We start from the raw sequence: 21,935 nt of genomic DNA, 5'->3' as shown, positions 1-21,935 counted from the left end.
GGGCTGATGTTCAGGCCGCCGCGGCTTCGGCCTCGTCCTCGCCAGGATTGTCCAGGCTAAAAACGTCGGCGTTGTCGTCGTAGGCGTAACTCTCAGCGTACCGGCCCCAGTCAATCGCAGTATCCAAGACGCGCTCGGCCTCCTCCTCGCTGAAGTGGTCCTCCAATTCTGTCCGAAAGCGCGTTCCGGGAGCGCGGTGATTATGGCGCTCGTCGAGCACGGCACGAATGCGCGCAGCCAAGGGTACGCGGTCGATGAGGTGGCGTGCAAACAGCAGCTTGCGCTCCTGCACGTCGGCCTCGACAAACGCGCGTCCAGCCGTGGTGAGTTCGATATCACCCTCCAGGACCTGGGCGAAGCCCAAAAGTTCCACCGACTCGATCAGGGGGAAAAGGTCATCGACCGAGAAGTGCATGTCTTCAGCCAACTCGGGAAGGCTGATTTGGGTGTTGGCGGTGTTCTGCTCGAGCGAGGCCAGCTCCTCCAGCAGGCCGGCGAGCTGGGTCACCGACACGTGAGGCAACCGGTGGCCGATGCTGATGGCGCCGCGCTGGGCAAGGTTGACGCTGGCGGCCGGGCGCGCGGTCATGATGCCGTAGATGTGCTCGACCAGGTCCCGAAACTCCTGGGACTCGCGCTCGCGAGGCTGCGGCAACGAGACGGGAATCTCGGCACGCACACGGCCGGGGTTAGATCCCAGCACCAGGATGCGGTCAGCCATCAGCGCGGCCTCCTCGATGTTGTGCGAAACCAGAAGAATGCCGCGTGTGGGAATTTTGCGCTCTGCCCACAAGTCCAACAGGTCGGTACGCAGCGTCTCGGAGGTGAGCACATCCAAGGCCGAGAACGGCTCGTCCATCAGGAGCACGTCCGGATTGATCACCAGCGCTCGGGCGAATCCCACACGTTGGCGCATGCCCCCCGAGAGTTCACGTGGGTAGGCCGACTCGAATCCATCGAGCCCGATCAGATCGATTGCGGCAAGGGCACGCTGCTTGCGCTCCGCGGGCGGCACCTTCAGGGCCTCAAGGCCCAGTTCAACATTCTGAAGCACGGTCAGCCAGGGGAACAACGCGAAACTCTGAAAGACCATCGCCAGCCCCGGCAGCGGCCCCGTAATCGGCCGCCCGCGGTGAAGCAACGTGCCCTCGGTCGGCGGCACGAGGCCCGCGAGCATGCGCAGGAGTGTCGACTTTCCCGAACCCGAGCGCCCCAGCAGGACAAGAATCTCGCCTTCCCGCAGGTGCATGCTCATGTCGTCGAGGATGAGCAAATCGGAGCCGTCCGGGGCCTTGAAGGCTTTGCGGACGTGTTCCGCGCGAAAGATGTCCACTCCGTCTCGAGCACCAGTCGACTGCTCCGGCTGGATGTCGCGTGTGGCGCGGTGCAGAAGTTGTGGATCGGCGACCATGTTGCGTCCTCGGAAATGCGGTGGAAGGCTCAGTCCAGGCGCACGCGGCGCGTGGCCAGTTCGTAAAGGCGGTGCCAGAACAGGCGGTTAACCAAAATGACGTAAAGAGACATCACCCCCACGCCGAGCGCGATCTGCGCGCTTTTGCCGTGGGCAGTGGCCTGACTGATGAAGGCGCCCAGGCCCGTCGCGACCAACGTCTTGTCCCCCCAGCTCACCACCTCGGCAACAATGCTGGCGTTCCACGCACCGCCAGAGGCGGTGACAGCGCCAGTGATGAAGCCGGGGAAAATGCCCGGCAAGTAAAGTCGCTTCCACAACAGCCAACCCTTGAGACCGAGACTGCGTGCAGCCTCGCGCATGTCCGTGGGAATGGCAGAGGCCGCGCCGACCACCGAGAACAGGATGTACCACATGCTGCCCAGGATCATCAGCGGGGCTGTCCACGCATTCACGCTGAGATGCCAGTGAACGATGGCCACGACGACAAGCGGGAACAACAGGTTGGCCGGGAATGCAGCCAGAAACTGGGCGAGCGGCTGGGCCGCTTGGGCCCAGCGCGGGCGCAGACCAATCCACACGCCCACGGGCACCCAGATCAAGGCCGACAGGCCCACCAGGACGAACACCTTGAATCCGGTAATCAACCCGAGCCACAGGACATGCCCGACCAGCGGCCATCCAAAGTCTCGAGGCAACACGCGCACCAGGCTGGCCAGCGCCCAGATTGCAAACGCGACCACTGCCGCGTAGAACAATCCGTCACCCCAGCGGCGGTGCGCGCTGGGTTTGGGGCGCTGCTCGCTCACACGCGGCGTCAGGCGCAGCGACAACTCCCACAGCGCTGCCGGGACCGCCGCCAGTTGACGCAGCAACTGGGTGCGTCGCAGGAAGTCGAGCACAAAAGAGCGTGGCGCCTCGCTCGCTGCGGTCATCTCAAACTTGAACTTGTCGGCCCAGGCCACGATGGGCCGAAACATCAAGGTGTCGTAGAGCAAAATGATGATGATCATCGCGCCGATGGCCCAGCCAATGGCCACGAGATCCTTCGCCGCGATCGCCTGGGCGATGTACGAGCCAATGCCGGGCACGGTCACGGTCTGGCTGGCCACGGTGATGGCTTCCGATGCCACGACGAAAAACCAGCCGCCGGACATCGACATCATGGTGTTCCACAGCAGCCCCGGCATGGCGAAAGGCAATTCCAATTTCCAAAAGCACTGCCAGGCATTGAGCCGATACAGCGTTGCGGCCTCCTGCAAGTCGCGCGGCACCGTCTTGAGGGATTGGTACAGACTAAACGTCATGTTCCACGCCTGCGACGTGAACACGGCAAAAATCACCGATAGCTGCACGCCGATCAGGCTGTTCGGAAACATGGCCATGAATCCTGTCACGGTGATCGACAGATACCCCAGGATGGGCACCGACTGCAGCACGTCCAGGACGGGAATGAGCACGCGCTCGGCGTAGCGGTTGTGCGCCGCCAGCCAGGCGTAACCGAGTGTGAACACGAACGAGACCACAAGCGCCGCCAGCATGCGCAACACCGTGTACAGCCCATACTCGGGCAAGGCCAGGGGTGACAGCGAAATGGGCATGACCTGCCCCAACCGATAGGGCACGGCCATCTGGTGTCCGGCATGGCTGACGATGAAGAACAGCGCGATAACCAGAGGCAACGCAATCAAGTCGCGCCGGTTCGGCACGGGCAGGGGCAGGCGGCGCAGATCAAGGGACATGGGTATTGCAGGTACGCACCAGTGCCGCAAGCCGCGGCGGGTCATTCCCGCAGTCTATCGGCAGCATTGTGACAATGCCGTCACATGGCAACGCGAGCATCATCAAGTGGCCATCGAGATGATCCGCGCCACAGGTCGTTTTACCATGCAGCAACGCTTGCTTACCGCCCGCTTGGCCCTGCGCCTTCAGCCCATGCACATCCGCCGTTATCTGCACGTTTCGCTCGCCGCCGCCGCGGTCGTGATTCTGCTCAAGATGCTCGCATGGAAGCTCACCGGGTCGGTGGGATTCCTGTCGGACGCCATGGAATCGCTCGTCAACGTGCTGGCTGCAGGCTTCGCCCTGCTGATGGTGAGCATCGCCGGGCGCCCTCCGGACGCTGACCACCCCTTTGGGCACACCAAAGCCGAGTACTTCTCAAGCGGCATTGAGGGGCTGTTCATTGGATTGGCGGCAGCCCTGATCCTCGTCGAGGCAGCGCAGCGCCTCATTGCGCCACACCCCGTCCATTCGGTTCCCGTCGGTGTCGCGCTCATTGCCTTGGCCACGGCGGTCAATGGACTTGTGGCGGCATGGATGCTCAAAGGCGCGGTGCGCTTGCGCTCAATCGTTCTCGAGGCCGACGCACGCCACCTGCTGGCCGATGTGTGGACAAGTGTCGGCGTCATGGGTGGCGTTGTCCTGGTCCCGCTGACCGGCTGGCTGTGGCTCGATCCGGTGGTGGGCATCCTGGTTGCCCTGCACATCCTGCGTGAGGCTTACCAGCTCGTTGCACGCTCGGTTGATGGGTTGATGGACAAGTCCCTGCCTGACGTTGACCTTCTTGCGGTGCAGCAGCTTCTCGAGCCCTATCGGAGTGCCGACATACAGTTTGACCACGTGCGCACGCGCCGTGCCGGCACGCGCCGATTCGTGGGCATGCATATGCACATGCCTGCGCACTGGACGCTGGGCCAAGCGGCGCGCTGCCGCCTGGCCGTGGAAAAAACCCTCATGGACGCAATGCCTGGCATCGGACTCACGATCGAAACGCTGCCTCAGGGCGAGGAAAGCCACCAGGAGGAGCCGACGCCCTAGGAGGCGAGCGTGAAGCGTGAGATCATTGCCGTGCGCGACACGCAAGCGTGGACTGGGGTAAATTGAAACCCAGCGCGGGTTTGCACCATGTGCCTGCGCCACTTTGTCGCCACACGCCCCCCCCCCCTCCACACACACGCCAAGACACCGGAGCCCGCCATGCGTCTCAGCAGCCGTTCTTTCCAGGATCAGCACGCCCTTGCGCCGCAATATGCATTCTGCAAGCCCGCAACGGTCGGGCACGTCGCGCTTTCGGATAACCGCAATCCGCACCTCGCCTGGAGCGAGGTTCCGCCGCAGACGCGAAGCCTCGCGCTGATCTGCCATGACCCCGACGTGCCGAGCGCGGCCGATGATGTCAATCGTGAGGGCCATACGGTGCCGGCTTCTCTGCCCCGGGTGGATTTTTTCCATTGGGTTGTCGTCGACATCCCTGCCGATTGGCGTGAAATCGCCGAAGGCGCCATGAGCGCCGGGGTTACCGCGCGTGGCAAGGGCTCGCTCGCAGGCCCTGCGCCGCGTCACGGCATCAACGACTACACGGCGTGGTTCAAGGGCGACCAGGACATGGAGGGCTTGTATTACGGCTACGACGGTCCCTGCCCGCCGTGGAACGATGCGCTACTCCACCACTACACGTTCACGCTGTTCGCGCTGGATATCCCGCACTGTCCCGTGGACGGCGCCTTCACGGGGCACCAGGTACGCGACGCCATCGCCGGCCATGTGTTGGCACAGGCGGCGATCACCGGCACGTACACCCTCAATCCAAGCCTGGCCAAAGGAGGCTGAGCCACGCAGGGGTGCCGGGCCAGCGGTCTGGCTGGCGCCCCAAATGCGGAAGGAACCCAGCAGCCATCTACACTGCGCGCATCGTCGCGCCAGCACTCAAAACCATGTCCAAGGATGTCACAAGCAAAAAGCCGCTCAATGTGCAACTCCAGGGCCTCATCGGCATCCTTGTGGGCATGCTTGCGCTTGTCATCATCCTCGGGCTGCTTCGTTGGCGGCGCGATGGCTTGTCGGTGGACCCCGCCGAGCTGCAGATGAGCGCCTCCACCCCCTGCATGGTGCAGGCCATCAACGCCGCCACCGCCGGGGGCAAGCCCATTACCTACGGCCAGCTCGACAAGCTCAAGGCCCGGTGCGGGCAATGAGCCTGTGCTGAACTTGCGACGGCCCTACTTCTTGGCCTTGATGCCGTCGATGTAGTCGGCGATGACGGCGACCTGCTCCTCAGGGATCGGCGCCTTGAACACGTTCTTCATCTTGTTGACCTCCACCAGCCATGCGGCCTTGCCCAGGTCGGGCTGGGTCATCACCATCCCCACCGAGTGACACATCAGGCAGTAACTGTTGGCGGCCTTGGCACCGGCCGAGTCGCCCGGGAAGACGCGCGTGCTTTCGGGCAGCTTGACGCTGGTGCTTTTGAGGGTGGCAGCTTCGGCCGCGCTGCCCAGGAGCGAGGCCATCGTGGCGGATGCGGCGAGCGCCAGGCTGAGGGCTGCGATGCGTTGTGCGTTGTTCATGCGTGTCTCCTCGTTCAAACGGCCATCACGGTGGTGCTCTCCACCACGTTGCGCATGAAGCCGCCGGGGTTCCAGTTCGGCGTCATGGGCTGCTGCAGGCCATCGCTGTTGGTGCAGCGGGCCATGAGCGTTTGCGCGCCCGGGCCCAACTTCACATGCGTGGTCCATTGGCGGAAGCTGTACTTTCCGTAGTCCCTGCCAAGCTGGGTCGGCATCCAGGTCTTGCCGCCGTCGATCGACAATTCCACCATCTTCACGCCGGTGTCACCACCGAAGGCTATGCCGCGCACCAGCTCGGGTCGGCCCGCCGGCACCTTGGCGCCCGTGGTGAGGTTGGTGACGAAGGAGCGTGGCACCATTTTGTTGATTGGCACGAACTTCACGTCCTTCTCGCCCGGCGTCATGTTTGCCTGCGGCCAGTTGTCGGGAATGGTGTAGGCCGGATGCATCCAGAAATTGGTGTCCTCGTGGTCAAGCACGGTGACGTGCTGCAGCATCTTGGTCCAGTAGGTGGCGTACCAGCCGGGGACGACCAGGCGGAAGGGAAAGCCGTTGAGCAGTGGCAGCGACTGGCCGTTCATTTCCCAGGCGATCATCACTTCACCGTCTCGGGCATGGTCCACATTGAGCGATTTCTTCAGGTTCGGCGCTGTGGCAATCACGGGACGCTCGGAGCCCTCAAACTGCACCTGTACGGCGCCGGGTTTGACCCCAGCTTCGTCCAGCACGTCCTTGAGCCGCACGCCGACCCAGCGGGCGTTGCCCATCGCGCCGTTGCCCCATTCACCGCCGGCAACGCGTGGCTGGAAGAACCCACGCGAATTGCCGGAGCACTGGTTCACCGCGGCCAGTTCCACGTGCTTGAACTTGCGCATGAGGTCGAATGCGGTGAACTTGAGTTCCTTGTTCACATGCCCGCTGATGGTCACGGTATGGGTCTTGGGATCCATGTGCGTGGGAATGTCGGCCCAGTGCCAGCGCACGTAAAACTCATTAACCGGCGTGAACACACCTTTGTCGTAGACCGAAAACGGCGTCTCCAGCAAGGGTGGGCGCGTGCGCTGCAAAATCATCGAGCCTTTTTGCGGAAAGGCATTGGTGAGCCGTCGCTCATCCGGCCCACCGGGCAATGGCAGCTTGATCATGTCGGCAGCCAGCGCACCACGCGCCAGCAGCGCTGAGCCCAAGCCAAGCGCGCCAGCCTGCAACAATTGCCGACGCAGAACGATGTCGATTTCAGGTTTCTTGGATGTCATGATCGAGGCCTCCTCCGGGTTTTCTCCGCCAATGCGCGGTCGAAATCCGCCAGGAATGGCGGATTTCGGTATTCCATGTTGTTTCACGGAGAAAGACAAATCACTGTTTTCGATGAAATCAATGCATTTTCCTGATGGATGAATCGCCAATCGGGTCCTGCTTGGTTCACAGTGTCCACCGCTTGCATATGCGCAATGACGCATAAACAAGCCTGTACCGGGTTCGTGGGTTGATGCCAGCATGCTGCGACGGAGAGGATCGGATTTCCCGAGATAACTGCCACCTGTATTTCTTTATATTTCTAGAAATATGACGCGGACCAAGTCGCGTTACCTTTAGACACATTTATAGCAACCGGCAATGGGAAATCTGTTCACCTCGGCAATGTCGTGTCAGCGCATTGCCCATCGCGGCGGCGGCTGGCTGGCTCCGGAAAACACCCTTGCCGGTTTTCAGGCGGGATTGCGGGCGGGGTTCAGGGCCTTTGAATGCGATGTCAAACTGAGCGCCGACGGCGTGCCCTTCCTGTTGCACGATGACTTGCTGGACCGCACCACCAAGGCCTCAGGGCGTGCCAGCTGGCAGGTTTGGGCGCGGTTGGCGCAACTTGATGCCAGCGCCGCGTGCAAGCCGCGCCTGGCTCGCCAGCCCCCGCCGGAAGAAGTCCGTTTGCACGCGACTGGGAGCCCCCACCAGCGCATTGCGTCGCTGCAAGGCCTGGCGGCGTTGCTCGCCGGGCAGGACATCTGGCTCAATCTGGAAATCAAGACCGACGCTGATGCGAGCGCCGCACGGCAAGCCGAGTGGGGCGCTCGCATCGCCCAGGCCGCGACCAGGCTCTGGGCCGATGCTGCGCAACCACCCTGTCTGTCTTCGTTCTCCATCCCGGCCTTGCAGGGTGCAATGCACACGGCGCCGCTGCTGCCCCGCGCCTGGTTGTGCGAAGCCCTGCCGCTGCACTGGCGCGAGCCCGCGCAAGCTCTGGCGCTGCACGCCTTGCACCTCGATGCCAGGGCCTGCACTCCAGAGCTCGTGCATGCCGTTCACATCGCCCGTTTGCAGCTGCGTCTGTACACCGTGAACGACGCAGCGGCGCTGGCACAATGGTGCGCGGCGGGCGTCGACGGCATCTTCACCGACGCGCTCGAGCTCGGCCCAGGGCCCCGTCCGCGGCCGGGCTCGACTCATGAGACAACGCCAACTCGCCCGATATTTTTCTTCCCGCTTGGGGGTGCCCGACCCGATGCGGCACGTCCCCCAGCACGCACAGCCATGACCGAACCCTCCCGCCTGGGCATTTTGTGTGCCATGCAGGCCGAGCAGCAGATGCTGCTGCAACAGCTCATCCCCACGCAGCCACAGCGCCTGCATGGCAAGCGCGCTTACCACCGTGGCCGGCTGCACGGGCGCGAGGTGGTGATGGCGCTGTCGGGCATCGGCAAGGTGGCAGCCGCGACCAGTGCCACGAGCCTGATCGCCGAGTTCGGCTGCGATGTCCTGCTGTTTACGGGCACAGCTGGCGGATTGGGTCAATCGGTGAACATCGGCGATATCGTTGTGGCGACAAGCTTCCTGCAGCACGACCTGGATGCCTCGCCCCTGTTCCCGCGTTTCGAGGTTCCCCTGACCGGGCGCAGCCGTTTTCCCGCCGACGACATCTGGGCAACGCGGCTGCTGGCGGCCGCGCATGCCGCCGTGGACCGTACATCGCACGGCGCTGCAGGCCGAGCGCGCCTGCAGCGGCTGAGCATTCAAACGCCGCGCGCCCACGTCGGCCTGCTGATCAGTGGCGACCGCTTCGTCGGCGGCGCTGACCAAGCCCGGGGGATACGCGCGTTGTTGCCCGACGCCATCGCGGTGGATATGGAAAGTGCCGCAGTGGCCCAAGTCTGCGCAGACTATTCCGTGCCATTCGCCGCGGTGCGCAGCATCTCCGACCGCGCTGACGCGACCGCCCACATCGACTTTGAGCGATTCACGGCGCTCGTGGCGCGGCACTACAGCGCCGCGGTGCTTAAGCTGGCTCTGCAGGCGGCGTAACCTCACCGATTCGGCGTGCAGGTCGCCCGGCGACCAGCGCGAAGGTGAAAAACCTGCCCTCAATGGGCCCGTTGTAGACGACATGCCGGCGCGTGGGCTTCAACCGCAAGGCGCGATCCGCGTGCACATCCGCCAGCAACAGCCCCGCGTGCCAACCAGCGAAGCGGCGCTTGAGCACGTCGCCCAAGCGCGGGAGAAATTCGTCGGCCTCGCTCCCCTTGGCTTCGATGCGCTCGGCATAGGGGGGATTGGTCACAATATGACCAGCCTGACCGGCAGCGAGCACTGCTGGCGGCTGGGCATCCATCACATCGGCCTGTTTGAATTCGATGGCGTCCTCGACTCCAGCCAGGCGCGCGTTGGCTTGAGCGATCGCCACCATCCGCGGGTCGATGTCCGAGGCGATGATGGGCGCGGGCGCATCACGGTGCATGGCCCGTGCTGCTTCGCGAAGCCCTTCCCAAAGCGCAGCGTCGAAGCCGGCAAGCCGCTCGAATCCGAACGTGCGGTTCAGCCCGGACGCAATGCGGCAAGCGCTTTGCGCTGCTTCGATGGCGAGCGTTCCCGCGCCGCACAGCGGGTCGAAGAACACGTCCTGCGGCGTCCAACCGGACAGCCGCACGAGACCCGCGGCCAGATTTTCCTTGAGTGGGGCTTCCCCATGCTCGGCACGCCAGCCGCGCTTGAACAGCGCCTCCCCGGACGTATCCAGGTAGAGCAAGGCGTCAGCCGCGCCAAGGTGCAGGTGAATGCGCACGTCGGGGTTCTGGCGGTCCACACTGGGCCGCTCTTGCCCCAAGCGGCGAAAGTGGTCGCACACACCGTCCTTGACGCGCAACGCTGCGAACAGGAGGCTATCGGGAAAGTTCGCGGATTGGGCGGATTCGACGCTGCTTCGCCAGACCGGGCGCGCCGCCGCGCCTTGCGGCGGCAGCGTCGAGCCGCGCTCGGCGGTCACGTCCACGCGCAAGGTCTGTTGGGGGGTAAACCAGCGCTCCCACGGCAACGCAAGCGCCAGACGGTACACGTCGTCCGCATGCGCCGCTGCGGCTCGACCCATGCGGAGCAGAACACGCGACGCAATGCGACTATGCAAATTGAGAAGCATCACATCAGCGAGCGTTCCGCGCGCCGGCACGCCACTGGCCACCGGTTCGCGCACCTGCAGGGTGGGGCTGGCGAGTTGCTCCATCTCGGCCACGAGCGACGCCTCCAGCCCGCGCGGGCAGGGCAGAAACAAGGAATGCTGATCGGACATGGCGTGCTCGCGGGAAAAGTTCGCAGCTTAGCGCCACCACCCGAGCGGCGGGTGCCGTGCTTGCCTTCGCTGTGGAGTGCGAAGGGACGTACGCGCGCTGGCGCCCGGACATGACGCGCGACTTCGGATCGTCGAGCGTTGCGTTGAGGCTCGACCGGTTCCACCGCTTGTGCGCATCAACGGCATTGGTACAAGCTATAGGACCTGGCGCGCCAGCGCACAGGTAAGCTGACGTGAAATCGGGCCACCCCTGGAGCACGCACATGCACCGGCGCTGCCGGCCCTGTCGCAATCGTTGCCTCTCTTGCACTTCGCACCATGAACCTACGCATTCGATTTCTCTCACCCGTCGTCTTTGCAGCGCTCCTCGGTCTGGGATGCGCCGCCCACGCAACGCCCCTCCATGCGCCCTCAAACTGGGTGCTTGGAATCCAGAACGGCTTGGTCCAGGAAAACGCCGTCGCCGTTGGCAACACCTCGCAGGCCCTGGCCGACTTCATCGGCAATGCAACCGGCCATCGGGTGATCTGGGAGGACCACTTCACGGCCCAGTCGGTGGGTGCAGCACCGCAGGGGCAGGGGTACGACTTTGCCTTCGTCAAGCCACCCAACCTGACCGCGTTGTTGCTGTCCAAAGGCTGGCGCCTGGTGGCTGTCGCGCAGTCGCCGGTCGAGTTCGGCACGGACCTCATCGCCCAACCGTGCCCCGACAAGCCAGGGCAGGTGCTACTGGGCGGGCCGACTCTTGCGCTCCTGGGCCTTCAGCAAAACATTCCGCAGACCTGTGTGCCGCCGAGCGCTGTCTGGTCGTCGCCGGCAGCCTTCATCCTGGCTCCAGCCAAGGGAAGCCTGGTTGACGAGGTGGCTCAGAAAATGTGGCGCGAGCATGCGGCAGTCATACCCGGGCATGACGTCTACGCGAAGTATCAGAATGCGGTCACAGGCTTCATGCAAACCACGCATGTTGCCGTCATCGGTGCGGTCACACCCATCCTGTCCCGAGCCTGGAAAGCCCATGGCGGCGTGGTCCTGGCACACCAGCCCATGCCATTCTGGGCACTGTTGGCCGCGCCCAAGGTGCCTTCCGCCAGCGTCGTCAATGTGCGCACCGCATTGCTTGGCGCCGAATCCGAAAGTGTGAACAAGGCATTGCACATAACGGGCTGGGAGGCCGGCAGCCCCAAGCCCTATGCGGCGTTCATGCAATGGCTTCGCGCAAAGTCATGACGGTTTGAGCGCGGATGATTCCGGCTGGCAGTCCCTGCAAAAGCACTGGCCTTGATCGCCGAGTCTGTGCAGGAGGCCACGTGCGTGCGCCGCTGGCGTGCCGCGCACCTCCACTGCTTTACCGTCACGGATCGTCCGGCAACGGCTCGGACTGATCCTCCGCAAGCTCCGTTCTTCGGGCCGGCCGCTCTTGCTTACCCGATCGCGGCTTGCACGGCGTCGATGAACCGCGCTGCCACGTCATAGCCCGTTTGCTGAGTGATCTCCACGAAGCACGTCGGACTGGTGACGTTGATCTCGGTCAACCGCTCGCCAATGATGTCGAGACCCACCAGGAGCAGTCCGCGAGCGGCAAGCACCGGGCCGAGTGTGTCCGCGATGGAGCGGTCCGCCGCTGTCAGCGGCTGCGCGACGCCCAAACCGCCGGCAGCCAGATTGCCGCGCGTCTCGCCACCTTGCGGAATGCGCGCCAATGCGAATGGCACAGGTTCGCCGCCGATGACCAAGACACGCTTGTCGCCCTTTGCGATTTCGGGGATAAAGCGCTGCGCCATGATCGTACGCCGCCCCCAATCGGTAAGGGTTTCGAGCGCGACGCTCAGGTTGACGTCAGGGCTGCCGTCGGCGGCAGCGCGCAGGCGGAAGATCCCGCTTCCGCCCATCCCATCCAAGGGCTTGATGATGATGTCGCGTTCCGATGCCGCAAATGCGCGCAATTGCGCAAGGTCGCGGCTGACCAGGGTGTGCGGAATGAACTGAGGCCACTCCAGGATGGCTAGCTTCTCCGGATGATCGCGTAGCGCGCGTGGGCGGTTGAAGACGCGCGCACCCTCGCGCTCAGCCTGTTCAAGCAGGTGCGTCGCGTAAAAGTACTCATTATCAAAAGGTGGATCCTTGCGCATGATCACACCGGCGAAGCTGTGGAGCGCGCGATCCACGTGCTCGACTTCGCCGAACCAGGGCTTCGCGCCCTCGAGAACCTGGACATGACGGCAGTTCGCCCGCACCCACGCGCCCTCGGCCGGAGCACCGCCACTGCTCCAATGCAGGTTGCGCGGCTCACAGGCCCATACCGCGAATCCGCGCCGCTGGGCCTCCCGCATCATGGCAAGAGTCGAGTCCTTCTTGGGGTTGAAGATCTCCAGCGGATCGGCGACGAACAACAAGTGCATGGGGTTCTCCGGCACGTCGGCTTCAGACCGTCTCGGCTTCGGGGTCGGTCCTCTCGAGCTCGTAGCTCGCCGCGACGAGCGCCAGGCGCGCGATCACCCCATACATGTAAAAGCGGTTAGGTCCGTTGGTGCCGGGCTTGGCCTCGGGGTGCGTCACGTTGAACTGTTCGTCGAAGGCCAGTGGCACAAAGTGCATGCCAGGCGAATTGAGATTCTCACTGGGGCCTCGGTCAGCATGCACGCGATAGAACCCGCCAACCACGTACCGGTCCATCATGTACACGACAGGCTCACACACCGCCTCCTGAAGACGCTCGATGCTGGGGATACCTTCCTGGATGATGACGTCGCGCACCTCCATGCCTTCTTTGACAACACTCATCTTGTTGCGCGTTTTGCGGTTGAGGTCTTTGACCTCGGCAGCATCGTGCACCATCATCACACCCATTCCGTAGGTTCCGGCGTCGGCCTTCACCGCGACAAAGGGCTTTGCGTGAATGCCGTATTCCTTGTATTTTTTCCGCACCTTCGCCAACACCGTGTCCACGGCGTCGGCAAGGCAGTCCTCGCCCTGGCGCTCCTGGAAATCGATGTTGGTGCACTGAGCAAAATACGGGTTGAGCATCCACGGGTCCACACCAATGAGCTTGGCGAAGCGCTTGACCACGTCGTCATAGCTCTTGAAATGGGTCGTCTTTCGGCGCGTGGTCCACCCCGCGTGCAGCGGAGGCAGCACATACTGCTCATACAACCCCTCAAGGCTGGACGGCACCCCCGAAGACAGATCATTGTTGAGCAGGATGGTGCAGGGGTCAAAGTCCTTGGTTCCGAGGCGGCGCTTGCTGCGCACCAACGGCTCCAGCACCAGGGGTTCGCCGCTGGGCAGGTGCACGGTCTTGACGTCCGTGATGGTTTCATCCACCGTGCCCACATGCACGTTCAACCCGGCCTGATGGAAGATTTGCGTCAGGCGCCCGAGATTTTCCAGGTAGAACGTGTTGCGCGTATGCTTTTCCGGGATGAGCAACAACCCCTTGGCCTCGGGACAAATCTTCTCGATCGCCGCCATGGCCGCCTGCACGGCGAGAGGAATCATCTCGTCCGACAGATTGTTCCAGCCGCCCGGAAAAAGATTGGTGTCCACCGGCGCGAGCTTGAAGCCGCCGTTGCGCAAGTCCACGGAGGCGTAAAACGGCGGCGCATGCTCCATCCATTCCAGCCGGAACCACCGTTCAATCGATGGCTGAGCTTCGAGGATGCGCTGCTCGAGTTCGAGCACCGGGCCGCTTTCGTTGGAGACGAGATGGGGAATCATGCGTAATCGGATTTCAGTTCGGAGTGGCCCTAGCGCACGCATTGCCGCTGTGGGTGGGATCCATCAATTGTGACAGAGCCCCGTGATTCCTGCCAACGGATGCCCGCCCGCTCCTGATCAAAGACGGCAAAGACAGCGGGCGCGGCCAGTCGGCGCACCCAAAAAAAAGCCCGGCAAGGCGCCGGGCAGAAGATTCCGCTGGAGATGCGGCCGGGGCAAGTACGCAGCCCCGGGTAAACCACCTTGCAATCAGACTTGCATCACAAGACCTGCTCGCCGTGCAGGCTGATGTCGAGGCCTTCGCGCTCCTGTTCTTCGGTCACACGCAGGCCCAGCGTCATGTCCACAAGCTTCAGAATGATGAAGGTGACAACGGCGTCGTAGACGATCGTGACCGCCACGCCCTTGGCTTGGATCAGCATTTGCGCGGCATTGCCTTCGAGAAGCCCCGCGGTGCCGCCAATGGCCTTGACCGCAAAGACGCCGGTCAGCAGAGCACCCAGGATACCCCCGATGGCGTGCACGCCGAAGGCGTCGAGCGAGTCGTCGTATCCAATCATCTCCTTCATGTACACCGCAGTCCAGAAACACACGACGCCAGCCGCGATCCCGATGGCAAGCGCCCCGCTCGGGCCCACAAAGCCGGAGGCTGGGGTAATGGCGACGAGGCCGGCCACTGCACCCGAACAGATTCCAAGAATCGTGGGCTTGCCGCGCGTCATCCACTCGGCAAACATCCATCCCAATGCCGCGGCGGCCGTTGCGATTTGCGTGGCGGCCATGGCCATGCCCGCACGGTCGCTTGCAGCCACGGCGGAGCCGGCGTTGAAACCAAACCAACCGACCCACAGAAGCGACGCACCAATCATGGTCAGCACCAGGTTGTGGGGAGGCATCGGCTCCTTGCCATAACCCACGCGCTTGCCCATGACGAGGGCCGCCACGAGACCTGCCACACCGGCGTTGATATGCACGACCGTGCCGCCCGCATAGTCAAGCACGCCGTCACCGCCCAGCCACCCGCCTGGGCCCCAGACCATGTGGGCAATTGGCGCATACACCGCAAGCAGCCACAACCCCATGAACCACAGCAGTGCCGAGAACTTCATGCGGTCTGCGAACGAACCCACGATGAGCGCCGGCGTGATGATGGCGAAGGTCATCTGGAACGTCATGTACGTGGTTTCGGGGATGGTGGGTGCCAGTGCATTGGCGCTATCCAGTCCCATGCCCGAGAGAAAGAACCGGCTCAGCCCGCCGATGAAACCCGATCCCTGGGTGAAGGCCAGGCTATAGCCGACAATCATCCATAGCACCGTGACCAGAGCTGTAATCGCGAAGCTCTGCATGAGCGTGGCAAGCACATTCTTCTTGCGCACCATGCCGCCATAGAAGAGCGCGAGTCCCGGGATGGTCATCATCAGCACCAGCGCGGTGGACGTCAGCATCCACGCGTTATCGCCAGAATTGATGAATGCTGCCGGGTTCGGCGCGGCAGCCGCCGGAGCGGCCACTGGGGCCGGCGCAGCGGGTGCGGCTGCCGCGGCCGGTGCAGGCGCGGCCGGAGCCGCGGAGGCAGGGGCGCTGGCAGTCTGCGCCCATGCCGGGGCTGTGCTGGCCAACGTCACCAGGCTCAGCGCGATCATTGCGAGAAACTTTTTCATGTCCTTGACCTTTCTTGGAGGGCTGGGATCAGAGCGCATCGCCACCGGTCTCGCCGGTACGGATACGCACGACCTGTTCAATGGCCGAGACGAAGATCTTGCCGTCGCCGATCTTGCCGGTGCGAGCCGAGGTTTCAATCGCCTCGATGGTGCGCTCAACGAGCGTATCGGGGACGGCAGCCTCAATCTTCACCTTGGGCAGGAAATCGACCACGTATTCCGCGCCTCGATACAGCTCGGTATGGCCCTTTTGCCGTCCAAAGCCTTTGACTTCAGTGACGGTGATACCCGTCACCCCGATACCGGACAAGGCTTCGCGGACCTCGTCGAGCTTGAACGGCTTGATGATTGCCATGATCATTTTCATGGGTTGCTCCTTCCTGATGAGGGTGGGGGTGTGCTCAGAATGAATAGACCGCTTGCAGCGCGAGCGAGGTCTGGTTGTTGACCGCGACGCCGTCTTTCGAGAAATATGGCTGGTCGGACCGATCCTGACGCACCTCGCCCGAGAGCTTCAGGTTCTTCACTGGCATATAGTTGGCGGCCAGTGTCAGCTCCTTGAGCTTGTTGCCGGCGATGGCGGTAATCAGTCCATCCTTGTCATCCACATACTCGCCACGCGCGGAGAGCATCCATTGATCGGTGAGCGTGTAGTTGGCGTACAGCGCCAGGCCATTGGCCTTGCCCTTGCCGCCGCCGGCCGCGGCTCCGTCCTTGGACAGAATGTCCACGTTGCCGACGAAGCTCAACGCATCGGTCGCATTGATCGTGCCGACCAGGTCAAGGAGCTGCAGCGTGCCCGTCGGCAACCCACCATACAGTGGCGACTGGCCGGAGTAGAAAGCGGCCGAATACGAGAACATCTTGCTGGGTGTTCCCGATGCGCCCAGCTCCAGCGTCTTCGAGGTGCTGGATGGAGAGCTCGTGAAGTTCCAGCCATTGTTGACTCCGGCGACCAAGGTCACCGCAGGGTCCACGGCGTAGCTGGCCCGCAAGCCGGTATGGGTACCGGGCTCCATGTTCCAGAACAGCAGCGAGCGCGAGATCTCGTTGTCGTTCGCCGGATCCGTGACTTCCGCCCCGGCCAGCGTGGAGAATTTTCCGGCCATGACCGTCACCGGACCCGTCGCATACTGGACGAACGCATTATTCAAATCGAACTGACTGGCGGTCGAATTGAAAGGCCATGTTTCGCCCTGGCGCAGGATCTTGGCATCCGATCCGCCAATGACCGTCACTTGCGCCCCTGCCCCAGAACTGGGCAGATACGCCAGCGTGGCTGCAGCTTGATTCACCTTGAACCCGTTTTGACTGGTGTCGAAGGCACGCAGCGCCGGGACGGTATCAAAGTGGGTGTAGGTCGATGCGACGTACCCCGTAATGCTCAAACCCGGCGTGGCAGCAAGCACTGCGCCCAAGCTTGGGGCCGCAGGAGCTGCCGGAGCCGTTTGGGCGCAGACAAATCCGGCGTAGCCGTACGCAGCAGCGAGGCAAGCAGCAAGGACGATCTTCTTCATCAAGGTTCTCCCGAAACGTTGCAATTGAAATGTTGGTCGGCAGGGCGCTGGTTTGCCCTGACCTTGCTCTGCAGCTTTCGTGCCAGGTGCGCCTTGATCGTCTCGATGGTGTTTCGGCCGCCTAATTCCACCATCGGCGCTCACTGTCGGTGCAAAATGCTCGTTTGCGGTGCATTGAATCGGCGCCCATGCTCCGTGATGGTGTGCTTGCAGCCCTGGGCGCCGCTGTTGTGCACGCAAGGCGGCCCCGGACGGTAGACTCGACGCCCCATCCGGGGGCAGAAGCCGCCGCCGGCATCGCCGGGGTTTTCGCTGCAGTGCGTCAATCGTCTTGCAGGAAAAGCGCCTGCTCCGGCGAGCGCCGCGCCGATTGCAGCCACAATAGGGGCCTCGGCATTCGCCTCCCGGACACACACGATGAAAACGCCCACCCCGAATTCGCCCAAGGCCTTCCTGCGCCGCGCCGCCGAGGCGCTGGAACAATCCCCGCTGAAAGATGTGCAACGCAACGCGCGGGCGCTGGCGCTGTCAGCGGCAGGCAAGCTGGACTTGGTCACACGCGAGGAATTCGACGCGCTGCAGGCCATGCTCGCTGCATCAAGCCAGCGCATCGCGCAACTGGAAGCTCAGGTCGCTGCCCTGGAGGCACAGTTGGCCACCACCCCGGACAAAACGCCTGCCAACTGACCGGGACGCATGACCCGATCGCGACAAGCCACGTCCTTGAGGGCGTGCAAGGATGGCGCGGCTGCCGCAGGCCTCCTTGAGGGGCTTGCGGTGTGTCCTCTGTTTGTTGTCTATTTGGCGGGACTGAAGGTTGGGACAGGCCCGGATCGCCTGTGAAGCACTTGGTGTAGCGCTGCCGGCCGCGGCACGGGCCCGCCGAAGCGACCCGTCCCGGCTCGATGCCACAACGTGCTTCAGGACGGCGGGCTCAGAAGCGTGCTCGCTTGAGCTGGCTTGGGTTAACGCCTGGCGCACACACGGCCGCGTGTGCAACGGCCCTATGCGGATCTGGCGCGACGGTTGTGCCCGAATGCACCGCTGCTTGCGCAGACCCCTTCGAACCTCATGCGCGACCTTTGCCCGACCACAAAGAAAAAGCGCCGGGAATGCCTCCTCGAGCGCGGATCAGGCCGCGCGCGCATGGGTTTGAGCAGACACAGCCCAACCGATTGCGTGCGGGCGAGACTCCGCGCATTGCATGGCCCACGGCCTCAGGGCAAGGGATTCAGGCCCCCATCGGCGCCAAACTGCACGCGCTGGCCCACGGGAGGCTCGACGCCCACGGTCGTGGTGCGAACCTGGCCATCATCCATGCGGACCTGCACCTGGTATACGGTCTTGGCGTTCACGCGTTTTTGCACCTCGTTGCCCGCCAAGCCGCCGCCGACGGCGCCAATCACCGTGGCGGCGGTGCGCCCGTTGCCACCTCCGACCTGGTTACCGAGCAAGCCGCCGACCAAGCCGCCCACCACCGCGCCTACACCGTTGGCTTGACCCGGTTGCTGCACCGGGGCCACCGCCACCACCGTGCCACAGGTACTGCAAACTTGCGGCTGCTGCACCGGCGCCTGCTGGGGCGAAAATGTCTGCGGTGCATATGCGCCATTGGTGCTGCCTGTGCTTGCGACGGGTCGCTCAGCGCGCTCGTCGCCCGACGACCGGCCCGTCACCGAAGCTGTACGACCACTCGCCGGCCTTGGCTCCTGCCCCGCTTGCGTGGTGGACGGTCGCAATGCGGGGAATTGCGCCGAACCGGGTGCTGCAGGATTCGCATTCGTGACGGCAACTGCCGATTGTGGATTGTTGCCTGCGCCAAGCGTCTGGCCTGGCGGCGCCGGCATCGAGGCCGGGGCCGGCCCCGGAAGTGCACTGGTTGGTGCAGCAGGCGCACTCAGCTTATAAAGCACGGCCGCCAGCAGAACCACGATAAGCGTCCCGATCGTACCGGCGGCGATCCAGGCCGCTTTGGGGATCGATGAGCCGGTTGTCGACTGGGGTGGAATGGGGTTTTGCGTCATAGGTCGAGTTGGAAAAGGAATGTCGAAATGTCGAAGCCGGGCGCGCAGCGCGCCCGGCGCGTTTTGGTCAAATTGTGCACTGCCTTTAACGCACCAGCGCCTCTGGCGCTGACAATCGGCGCTTTGGCGCTTAACGCCAAAGCGATCGCCGTCCCGATTCAGGCCGCCGCCAGCGCGCGATCCAAATCGGCGATCAGGTCGTCGGCATGCTCGATGCCGATGGAGAGGCGCACCATATCCGGCGTGACCCCGGCAGCCACCAGCTCCTGCTCATTCAATTGGCGATGGGTGGTCGTGGCCGGGTGGCAGGCGAGCGATTTGCAATCACCAATATTCACCAGCCGCGTGAAGAGTTCCAGGGCGTCCTGGAAGCGTGCCCCGGCCTCTCTGCCTCCCTTCACGCCGAAGCCAAGGATACCGGAGGCTCGACCGTGCATCAGGCGCTGGCATACATCATGGTCTGGATGATCGGGCAGGCCCGCATAGCCGACCCAGGCCACCTTGGGATGCTTGCGCAAGTGCTCGGCAATACGCAGCGCGTTGTGGCAGATCCGATCCATGCGCAGCGGGAGTGTTTCGATGCCCTGCAGAATCAGAAAGGCGTTGAGAGGCGACAGCGCCGCTCCCATATTGCGCAACGGCACGACGCGAGCCCGGGCGATGAAGGCGGCTGCCCCAAAATGCTGCGCATAAGCCACGCCGTGGTAGCTCGCGTCCGGCTGCACCAACAGCTTGAATCGCTCAGCGTGCCTGGACCAATCGAACTTGCCCGAATCGACGATGGCCCCCCCCACGCTGTTGCCATGCCCGCCCAGGTACTTGGTGAGCGAATGCACCACGATGTCAGCGCCATGCTCAATGGGACGGCACAGATACGGCGAAGGTACGGTGTTATCGACGATCAGAGGAACGCCTGCAGCACGGGCCACTGTCGCCAGCGCGCCAATATCGGTGACGTTGCCAAGTGGGTTGCCGATCGTTTCGCAGTACAAAGCCTTGGTGCGGGCATCGATCAGTCGGGCAAAGCTTGCCGGGTCGGCCGGATCGGCAAAGCGCACCTCGATGCCTTGGCGAGGAAAGGTGTGCGCAAACAGGTTGTAGGTGCCACCATACAGCCGGCTGCTGGAGACGATGTTGTCCCCGGCCTCCGCGATCGTCTGCACGGCTGCCGTGATGGCCGCCATGCCCGAGGCAAGTGTGAGTGCAGCCAACCCGCCTTCCAGTGCAGCCACGCGCTCTTCCAGCACGGCGTTGGTCGGGTTCATGATGCGCGTGTAGATGTTGCCCGGCACCTTCAAATCGAACAGGTCCGCGCCGTGCTGCGTATTGTCAAACGCATAGGACACGGTCTGGTAGATGGGCGTGGCCACCGCGCGGGTGGTGGGATCGGGCTTGTAGCCCGCATGAATCACTTGGGTTTCGAATCGCATGGAAGTCTCCTCGTATCGCCGCGGTCAACGCTGACCCGCGTTGACCGCGGCGGGTTGCGCCCCTAGCCCTGAGCGTAATCCGGCTTGGCGCACTTTCCAAAGACTTTGCGGGAATGAGCTTATTCTGCGGGCCGAATCGGATCGGCTTGGCTGTCCCGGCGCCCGGCACGCTCTGCGTCGGCGGCCCGGGTTTGGAAATAGGCTGCCGGCGTACTGCCCAGCGCCTCGCGAAAAACCTTGATGAAGGCACTGACGCTGCTGTAGCCCAATGAGAGCGAAACGCTCTTGACGGCCTGCCCTTCGGCCAGCCACTCGAGCGACTGGATGAGCCTGGCCCATTGCCGCCATCGCGCGAAGGTCATCCCGGTCTCCTGGACAAACTTGCGGCTCAGGCTGCGCGGGCTCATTTCGGCAAACCGTGCCCACTGCTGGAGCCGCCGCGGGCTGGCCGGATTTGCGAGGAGTGCGCGTGCCACTGCGAGCAGGCGTTCATCCTCAGGCCATGGCAGTTGCAGGGGCTGCGCGGACGCTTGCTGCAACTCGTCAAGAAGCACCAGCACCAAACGCCTCTGGGCGGGTGCAAGCGCCGAGTCGATGGGCCAGCCCACGGCGCGCTGGAGCACCAGCACGGCCAGAGCAGTGGCCTGAAAATTGGCGGGATGCGCAGGCATGCCAACGCAAAGATCCGGGCGCAGGAACGCGCCGAATCCGGCTGTCGGGCCGTAAGACTGCACTGCATGCGGCGCCCCCGGTGGCATCCAGCCGATCGAGCGCGCCCCCGCAACGAAACGCCCCTGCCGCGTCTCGACAGCCACCAGGCCCTCTGTCAGCAGGAACAAGGTGCCCCGAGGCAGCACATGACTGGTGGGGTCGAACGCTTCCTCGTTGCGCACGTTCACGACAACCATTTCAACCCCTTCGGACCGGTTGATTTGAGCGCGGATCGCATCAGACAGTGCCATGGAACGTCGCGCCTGGCGCGCAGGGGGATGAGGTGTGCCAATGGCGGGGTTCGACGACCCCCCTCGGGCCACTTGGCTCAATTGAGCTATTCATTGGCATAGTAGAGCAACCACGCCAATCGACCAACGCCTACCATGACAGGCTATTGGTAATGCCCCCCGCCCGCCGAGGGGCGTCAGCGCGCTTGGCGCCTGCTCCCTAGAATCGCAGCCTACAAGGCCCTAGCTCTGCAAGCCAACTGCGCGAAGCGAAGGACGGCTGGGCAGCTTAGCCCGATCGCCCGTTTCCCTAGACTCAGGATCACGACA

At 63.6% G+C, this 21,935-nt stretch carries 19 protein-coding genes; 6 read left to right on the top strand and 13 right to left on the bottom strand.

The window, feature by feature from the left end:
- Positions 1 to 10 precede the first annotated feature (10 nt).
- Together CD04_RS0119635 and CD04_RS0119630 are read right to left on the bottom strand one after the other, a co-directional pair.
- Positions 11 to 1,411, bottom strand: coding sequence for an AAA-associated domain-containing protein (locus CD04_RS0119635; RefSeq protein WP_081858099.1), 1,401 nt, complete (start codon positions 1,409 to 1,411; stop codon positions 11 to 13).
- A gap of 29 nt (positions 1,412 to 1,440) precedes the next feature.
- Entirely contained in the window at positions 1,441 to 3,153 is a 1,713-nt protein-coding gene (locus CD04_RS0119630; RefSeq protein ID WP_031409885.1) for an ABC transporter permease subunit, read from the bottom strand.
- Here CD04_RS0119630 and CD04_RS0119625 point away from each other — a divergent pair.
- The 3 genes from CD04_RS0119625 to CD04_RS0119615 all read left to right on the top strand — a co-directional run bounded on the left by CD04_RS0119625 (position 3,152) and on the right by CD04_RS0119615 (position 5,388).
- Complete coding sequence (locus CD04_RS0119625) at positions 3,152 to 4,231, top strand: cation diffusion facilitator family transporter (RefSeq protein WP_369792859.1); 1,080 nt, start codon at positions 3,152 to 3,154, stop codon at positions 4,229 to 4,231. The genes CD04_RS0119630 and CD04_RS0119625 overlap by 2 nt on opposite strands.
- Before the next feature lie 159 nt (positions 4,232 to 4,390).
- On the top strand, positions 4,391 to 5,023 hold the full coding sequence (locus CD04_RS0119620; RefSeq protein ID WP_031409881.1) for a YbhB/YbcL family Raf kinase inhibitor-like protein: 633 nt from the start codon (positions 4,391 to 4,393) through the stop codon (positions 5,021 to 5,023).
- Between the two features lie 104 nt (positions 5,024 to 5,127).
- A complete protein-coding gene (locus CD04_RS0119615; protein WP_031409879.1) occupies positions 5,128 to 5,388 on the top strand; it encodes a hypothetical protein in 261 nt (86 codons plus the stop codon).
- Positions 5,389 to 5,412: 24 nt separating this feature from the next.
- Here CD04_RS0119615 and CD04_RS0119610 read toward each other — a convergent pair whose 3' ends face one another.
- Positions 5,413 to 5,760, bottom strand: coding sequence for a cytochrome c (locus CD04_RS0119610; RefSeq protein ID WP_031409877.1), 348 nt, complete (start codon positions 5,758 to 5,760; stop codon positions 5,413 to 5,415).
- Positions 5,761 to 5,774: 14 nt separating this feature from the next.
- Complete coding sequence (locus CD04_RS0119605) at positions 5,775 to 7,016, bottom strand: molybdopterin-dependent oxidoreductase (RefSeq protein WP_051849461.1); 1,242 nt, start codon at positions 7,014 to 7,016, stop codon at positions 5,775 to 5,777.
- A gap of 361 nt (positions 7,017 to 7,377) precedes the next feature.
- On the opposite strand from CD04_RS0119605, the gene CD04_RS23435 reads away from it, so the two are divergent.
- Complete coding sequence (locus tag CD04_RS23435; RefSeq protein ID WP_081858098.1) at positions 7,378 to 9,057, top strand: 5'-methylthioadenosine/adenosylhomocysteine nucleosidase; 1,680 nt, start codon at positions 7,378 to 7,380, stop codon at positions 9,055 to 9,057.
- Here the strand turns inward: CD04_RS23435 and CD04_RS0119595 are convergent.
- A complete protein-coding gene (locus tag CD04_RS0119595) occupies positions 9,032 to 10,315 on the bottom strand; it encodes a class I SAM-dependent RNA methyltransferase (protein WP_031409872.1) in 1,284 nt (427 codons plus the stop codon). The genes CD04_RS23435 and CD04_RS0119595 overlap by 26 nt on opposite strands.
- A 318-nt stretch (positions 10,316 to 10,633) precedes the next feature.
- Between CD04_RS0119595 and CD04_RS0119590 the strand changes: the two genes are divergently transcribed.
- Positions 10,634 to 11,542: a hypothetical protein gene (locus tag CD04_RS0119590; RefSeq protein WP_031409869.1), complete on the top strand. Its 909-nt coding sequence runs from the start codon at positions 10,634 to 10,636 to the stop codon at positions 11,540 to 11,542.
- Between the two features lie 194 nt (positions 11,543 to 11,736).
- On the opposite strand, the gene gshB is transcribed toward CD04_RS0119590, so the two are convergent.
- The 5 genes from gshB to CD04_RS0119565 all read right to left on the bottom strand — a co-directional run bounded on the left by gshB (position 11,737) and on the right by CD04_RS0119565 (position 17,210).
- On the bottom strand, positions 11,737 to 12,714 hold the full coding sequence (gene gshB, locus CD04_RS0119585; RefSeq protein ID WP_031409867.1) for a glutathione synthase: 978 nt from the start codon (positions 12,712 to 12,714) through the stop codon (positions 11,737 to 11,739).
- Positions 12,715 to 12,736: 22 nt separating this feature from the next.
- The gene (gene gshA, locus CD04_RS0119580; protein WP_031409865.1) at positions 12,737 to 14,029 is read right to left on the bottom strand and encodes a glutamate--cysteine ligase; all 1,293 of its coding nucleotides are present in this window, start codon (positions 14,027 to 14,029) and stop codon (positions 12,737 to 12,739) included.
- Between the two features lie 260 nt (positions 14,030 to 14,289).
- Positions 14,290 to 15,693, bottom strand: a complete 1,404-nt coding sequence (locus tag CD04_RS0119575; RefSeq protein WP_031409864.1) for an ammonium transporter — start codon at positions 15,691 to 15,693, stop codon at positions 14,290 to 14,292.
- A 28-nt stretch (positions 15,694 to 15,721) separates the two neighbouring features.
- Positions 15,722 to 16,060: a P-II family nitrogen regulator gene (locus CD04_RS0119570; protein ID WP_031409862.1), complete on the bottom strand. Its 339-nt coding sequence runs from the start codon at positions 16,058 to 16,060 to the stop codon at positions 15,722 to 15,724.
- A gap of 34 nt (positions 16,061 to 16,094) precedes the next feature.
- On the bottom strand, positions 16,095 to 17,210 hold the full coding sequence (locus tag CD04_RS0119565; protein ID WP_031409857.1) for an outer membrane beta-barrel protein: 1,116 nt from the start codon (positions 17,208 to 17,210) through the stop codon (positions 16,095 to 16,097).
- Positions 17,211 to 17,627: 417 nt separating this feature from the next.
- Here CD04_RS0119565 and CD04_RS0119550 point away from each other — a divergent pair, with 417 nt between their 5' ends.
- A complete protein-coding gene (locus CD04_RS0119550) occupies positions 17,628 to 17,897 on the top strand; it encodes an accessory factor UbiK family protein (protein ID WP_031409853.1) in 270 nt (89 codons plus the stop codon).
- Positions 17,898 to 18,427: 530 nt separating this feature from the next.
- Here the strand turns inward: CD04_RS0119550 and CD04_RS0119545 are convergent.
- The 3 genes from CD04_RS0119545 to CD04_RS0119535 form a co-directional block, all read right to left on the bottom strand.
- On the bottom strand, positions 18,428 to 19,234 hold the full coding sequence (locus CD04_RS0119545; RefSeq protein WP_038168589.1) for a glycine zipper 2TM domain-containing protein: 807 nt from the start codon (positions 19,232 to 19,234) through the stop codon (positions 18,428 to 18,430).
- A gap of 158 nt (positions 19,235 to 19,392) precedes the next feature.
- Positions 19,393 to 20,664, bottom strand: coding sequence for an O-acetylhomoserine aminocarboxypropyltransferase/cysteine synthase family protein (locus CD04_RS0119540; RefSeq protein WP_031409848.1), 1,272 nt, complete (start codon positions 20,662 to 20,664; stop codon positions 19,393 to 19,395).
- Between the two features lie 119 nt (positions 20,665 to 20,783).
- Positions 20,784 to 21,626 carry an AraC family transcriptional regulator gene (locus tag CD04_RS0119535; RefSeq protein ID WP_051849460.1) on the bottom strand — a complete coding sequence of 281 codons (843 nt, stop codon included), beginning with the start codon at positions 21,624 to 21,626 and terminating at the stop codon, positions 20,784 to 20,786.
- Positions 21,627 to 21,935 lie beyond the last annotated feature (309 nt).

This window comes from Thiomonas sp. FB-Cd (assembly GCF_000733775.1).
GTDB lineage: Bacteria > Pseudomonadota > Gammaproteobacteria > Burkholderiales > Burkholderiaceae_C > Thiomonas_A.
The sequence above is the reverse complement of the archived record's forward strand: the minus strand, read 5'-3'. Positions and strand labels throughout refer to the sequence as shown.

Coding starts and splice junctions, on each gene's coding strand:
- CD04_RS0119610 (WP_031409877.1), bottom strand. CDS start 5,760: ATGAACAACGCACAACGCATCGCAGCCCTCAGCCTGGCGCTCGCCGCA.
- gshA (WP_031409865.1), bottom strand. CDS start 14,029: ATGATTCCCCATCTCGTCTCCAACGAAAGCGGCCCGGTGCTCGAACTC.
- CD04_RS0119615 (WP_031409879.1), top strand. CDS start 5,128: ATGTCCAAGGATGTCACAAGCAAAAAGCCGCTCAATGTGCAACTCCAG.
- CD04_RS0119575 (WP_031409864.1), bottom strand. CDS start 15,693: ATGAAAAAGTTTCTCGCAATGATCGCGCTGAGCCTGGTGACGTTGGCC.
- CD04_RS0119535 (WP_051849460.1), bottom strand. CDS start 21,626: ATGGCACTGTCTGATGCGATCCGCGCTCAAATCAACCGGTCCGAAGGG.
- CD04_RS0119590 (WP_031409869.1), top strand. CDS start 10,634: ATGAACCTACGCATTCGATTTCTCTCACCCGTCGTCTTTGCAGCGCTC.
- CD04_RS0119540 (WP_031409848.1), bottom strand. CDS start 20,664: ATGCGATTCGAAACCCAAGTGATTCATGCGGGCTACAAGCCCGATCCC.
- gshB (WP_031409867.1), bottom strand. CDS start 12,714: ATGCACTTGTTGTTCGTCGCCGATCCGCTGGAGATCTTCAACCCCAAG.
- CD04_RS0119545 (WP_038168589.1), bottom strand. CDS start 19,234: ATGACGCAAAACCCCATTCCACCCCAGTCGACAACCGGCTCATCGATC.
- CD04_RS0119565 (WP_031409857.1), bottom strand. CDS start 17,210: ATGAAGAAGATCGTCCTTGCTGCTTGCCTCGCTGCTGCGTACGGCTAC.
- CD04_RS0119605 (WP_051849461.1), bottom strand. CDS start 7,016: ATGACATCCAAGAAACCTGAAATCGACATCGTTCTGCGTCGGCAATTG.
- CD04_RS23435 (WP_081858098.1), top strand. CDS start 7,378: ATGGGAAATCTGTTCACCTCGGCAATGTCGTGTCAGCGCATTGCCCAT.
- CD04_RS0119550 (WP_031409853.1), top strand. CDS start 17,628: ATGAAAACGCCCACCCCGAATTCGCCCAAGGCCTTCCTGCGCCGCGCC.
- CD04_RS0119625 (WP_369792859.1), top strand. CDS start 3,152: ATGGGTATTGCAGGTACGCACCAGTGCCGCAAGCCGCGGCGGGTCATT.
- CD04_RS0119570 (WP_031409862.1), bottom strand. CDS start 16,060: ATGAAAATGATCATGGCAATCATCAAGCCGTTCAAGCTCGACGAGGTC.
- CD04_RS0119635 (WP_081858099.1), bottom strand. CDS start 1,411: ATGGTCGCCGATCCACAACTTCTGCACCGCGCCACACGCGACATCCAG.
- CD04_RS0119630 (WP_031409885.1), bottom strand. CDS start 3,153: ATGTCCCTTGATCTGCGCCGCCTGCCCCTGCCCGTGCCGAACCGGCGC.
- CD04_RS0119595 (WP_031409872.1), bottom strand. CDS start 10,315: ATGTCCGATCAGCATTCCTTGTTTCTGCCCTGCCCGCGCGGGCTGGAG.
- CD04_RS0119620 (WP_031409881.1), top strand. CDS start 4,391: ATGCGTCTCAGCAGCCGTTCTTTCCAGGATCAGCACGCCCTTGCGCCG.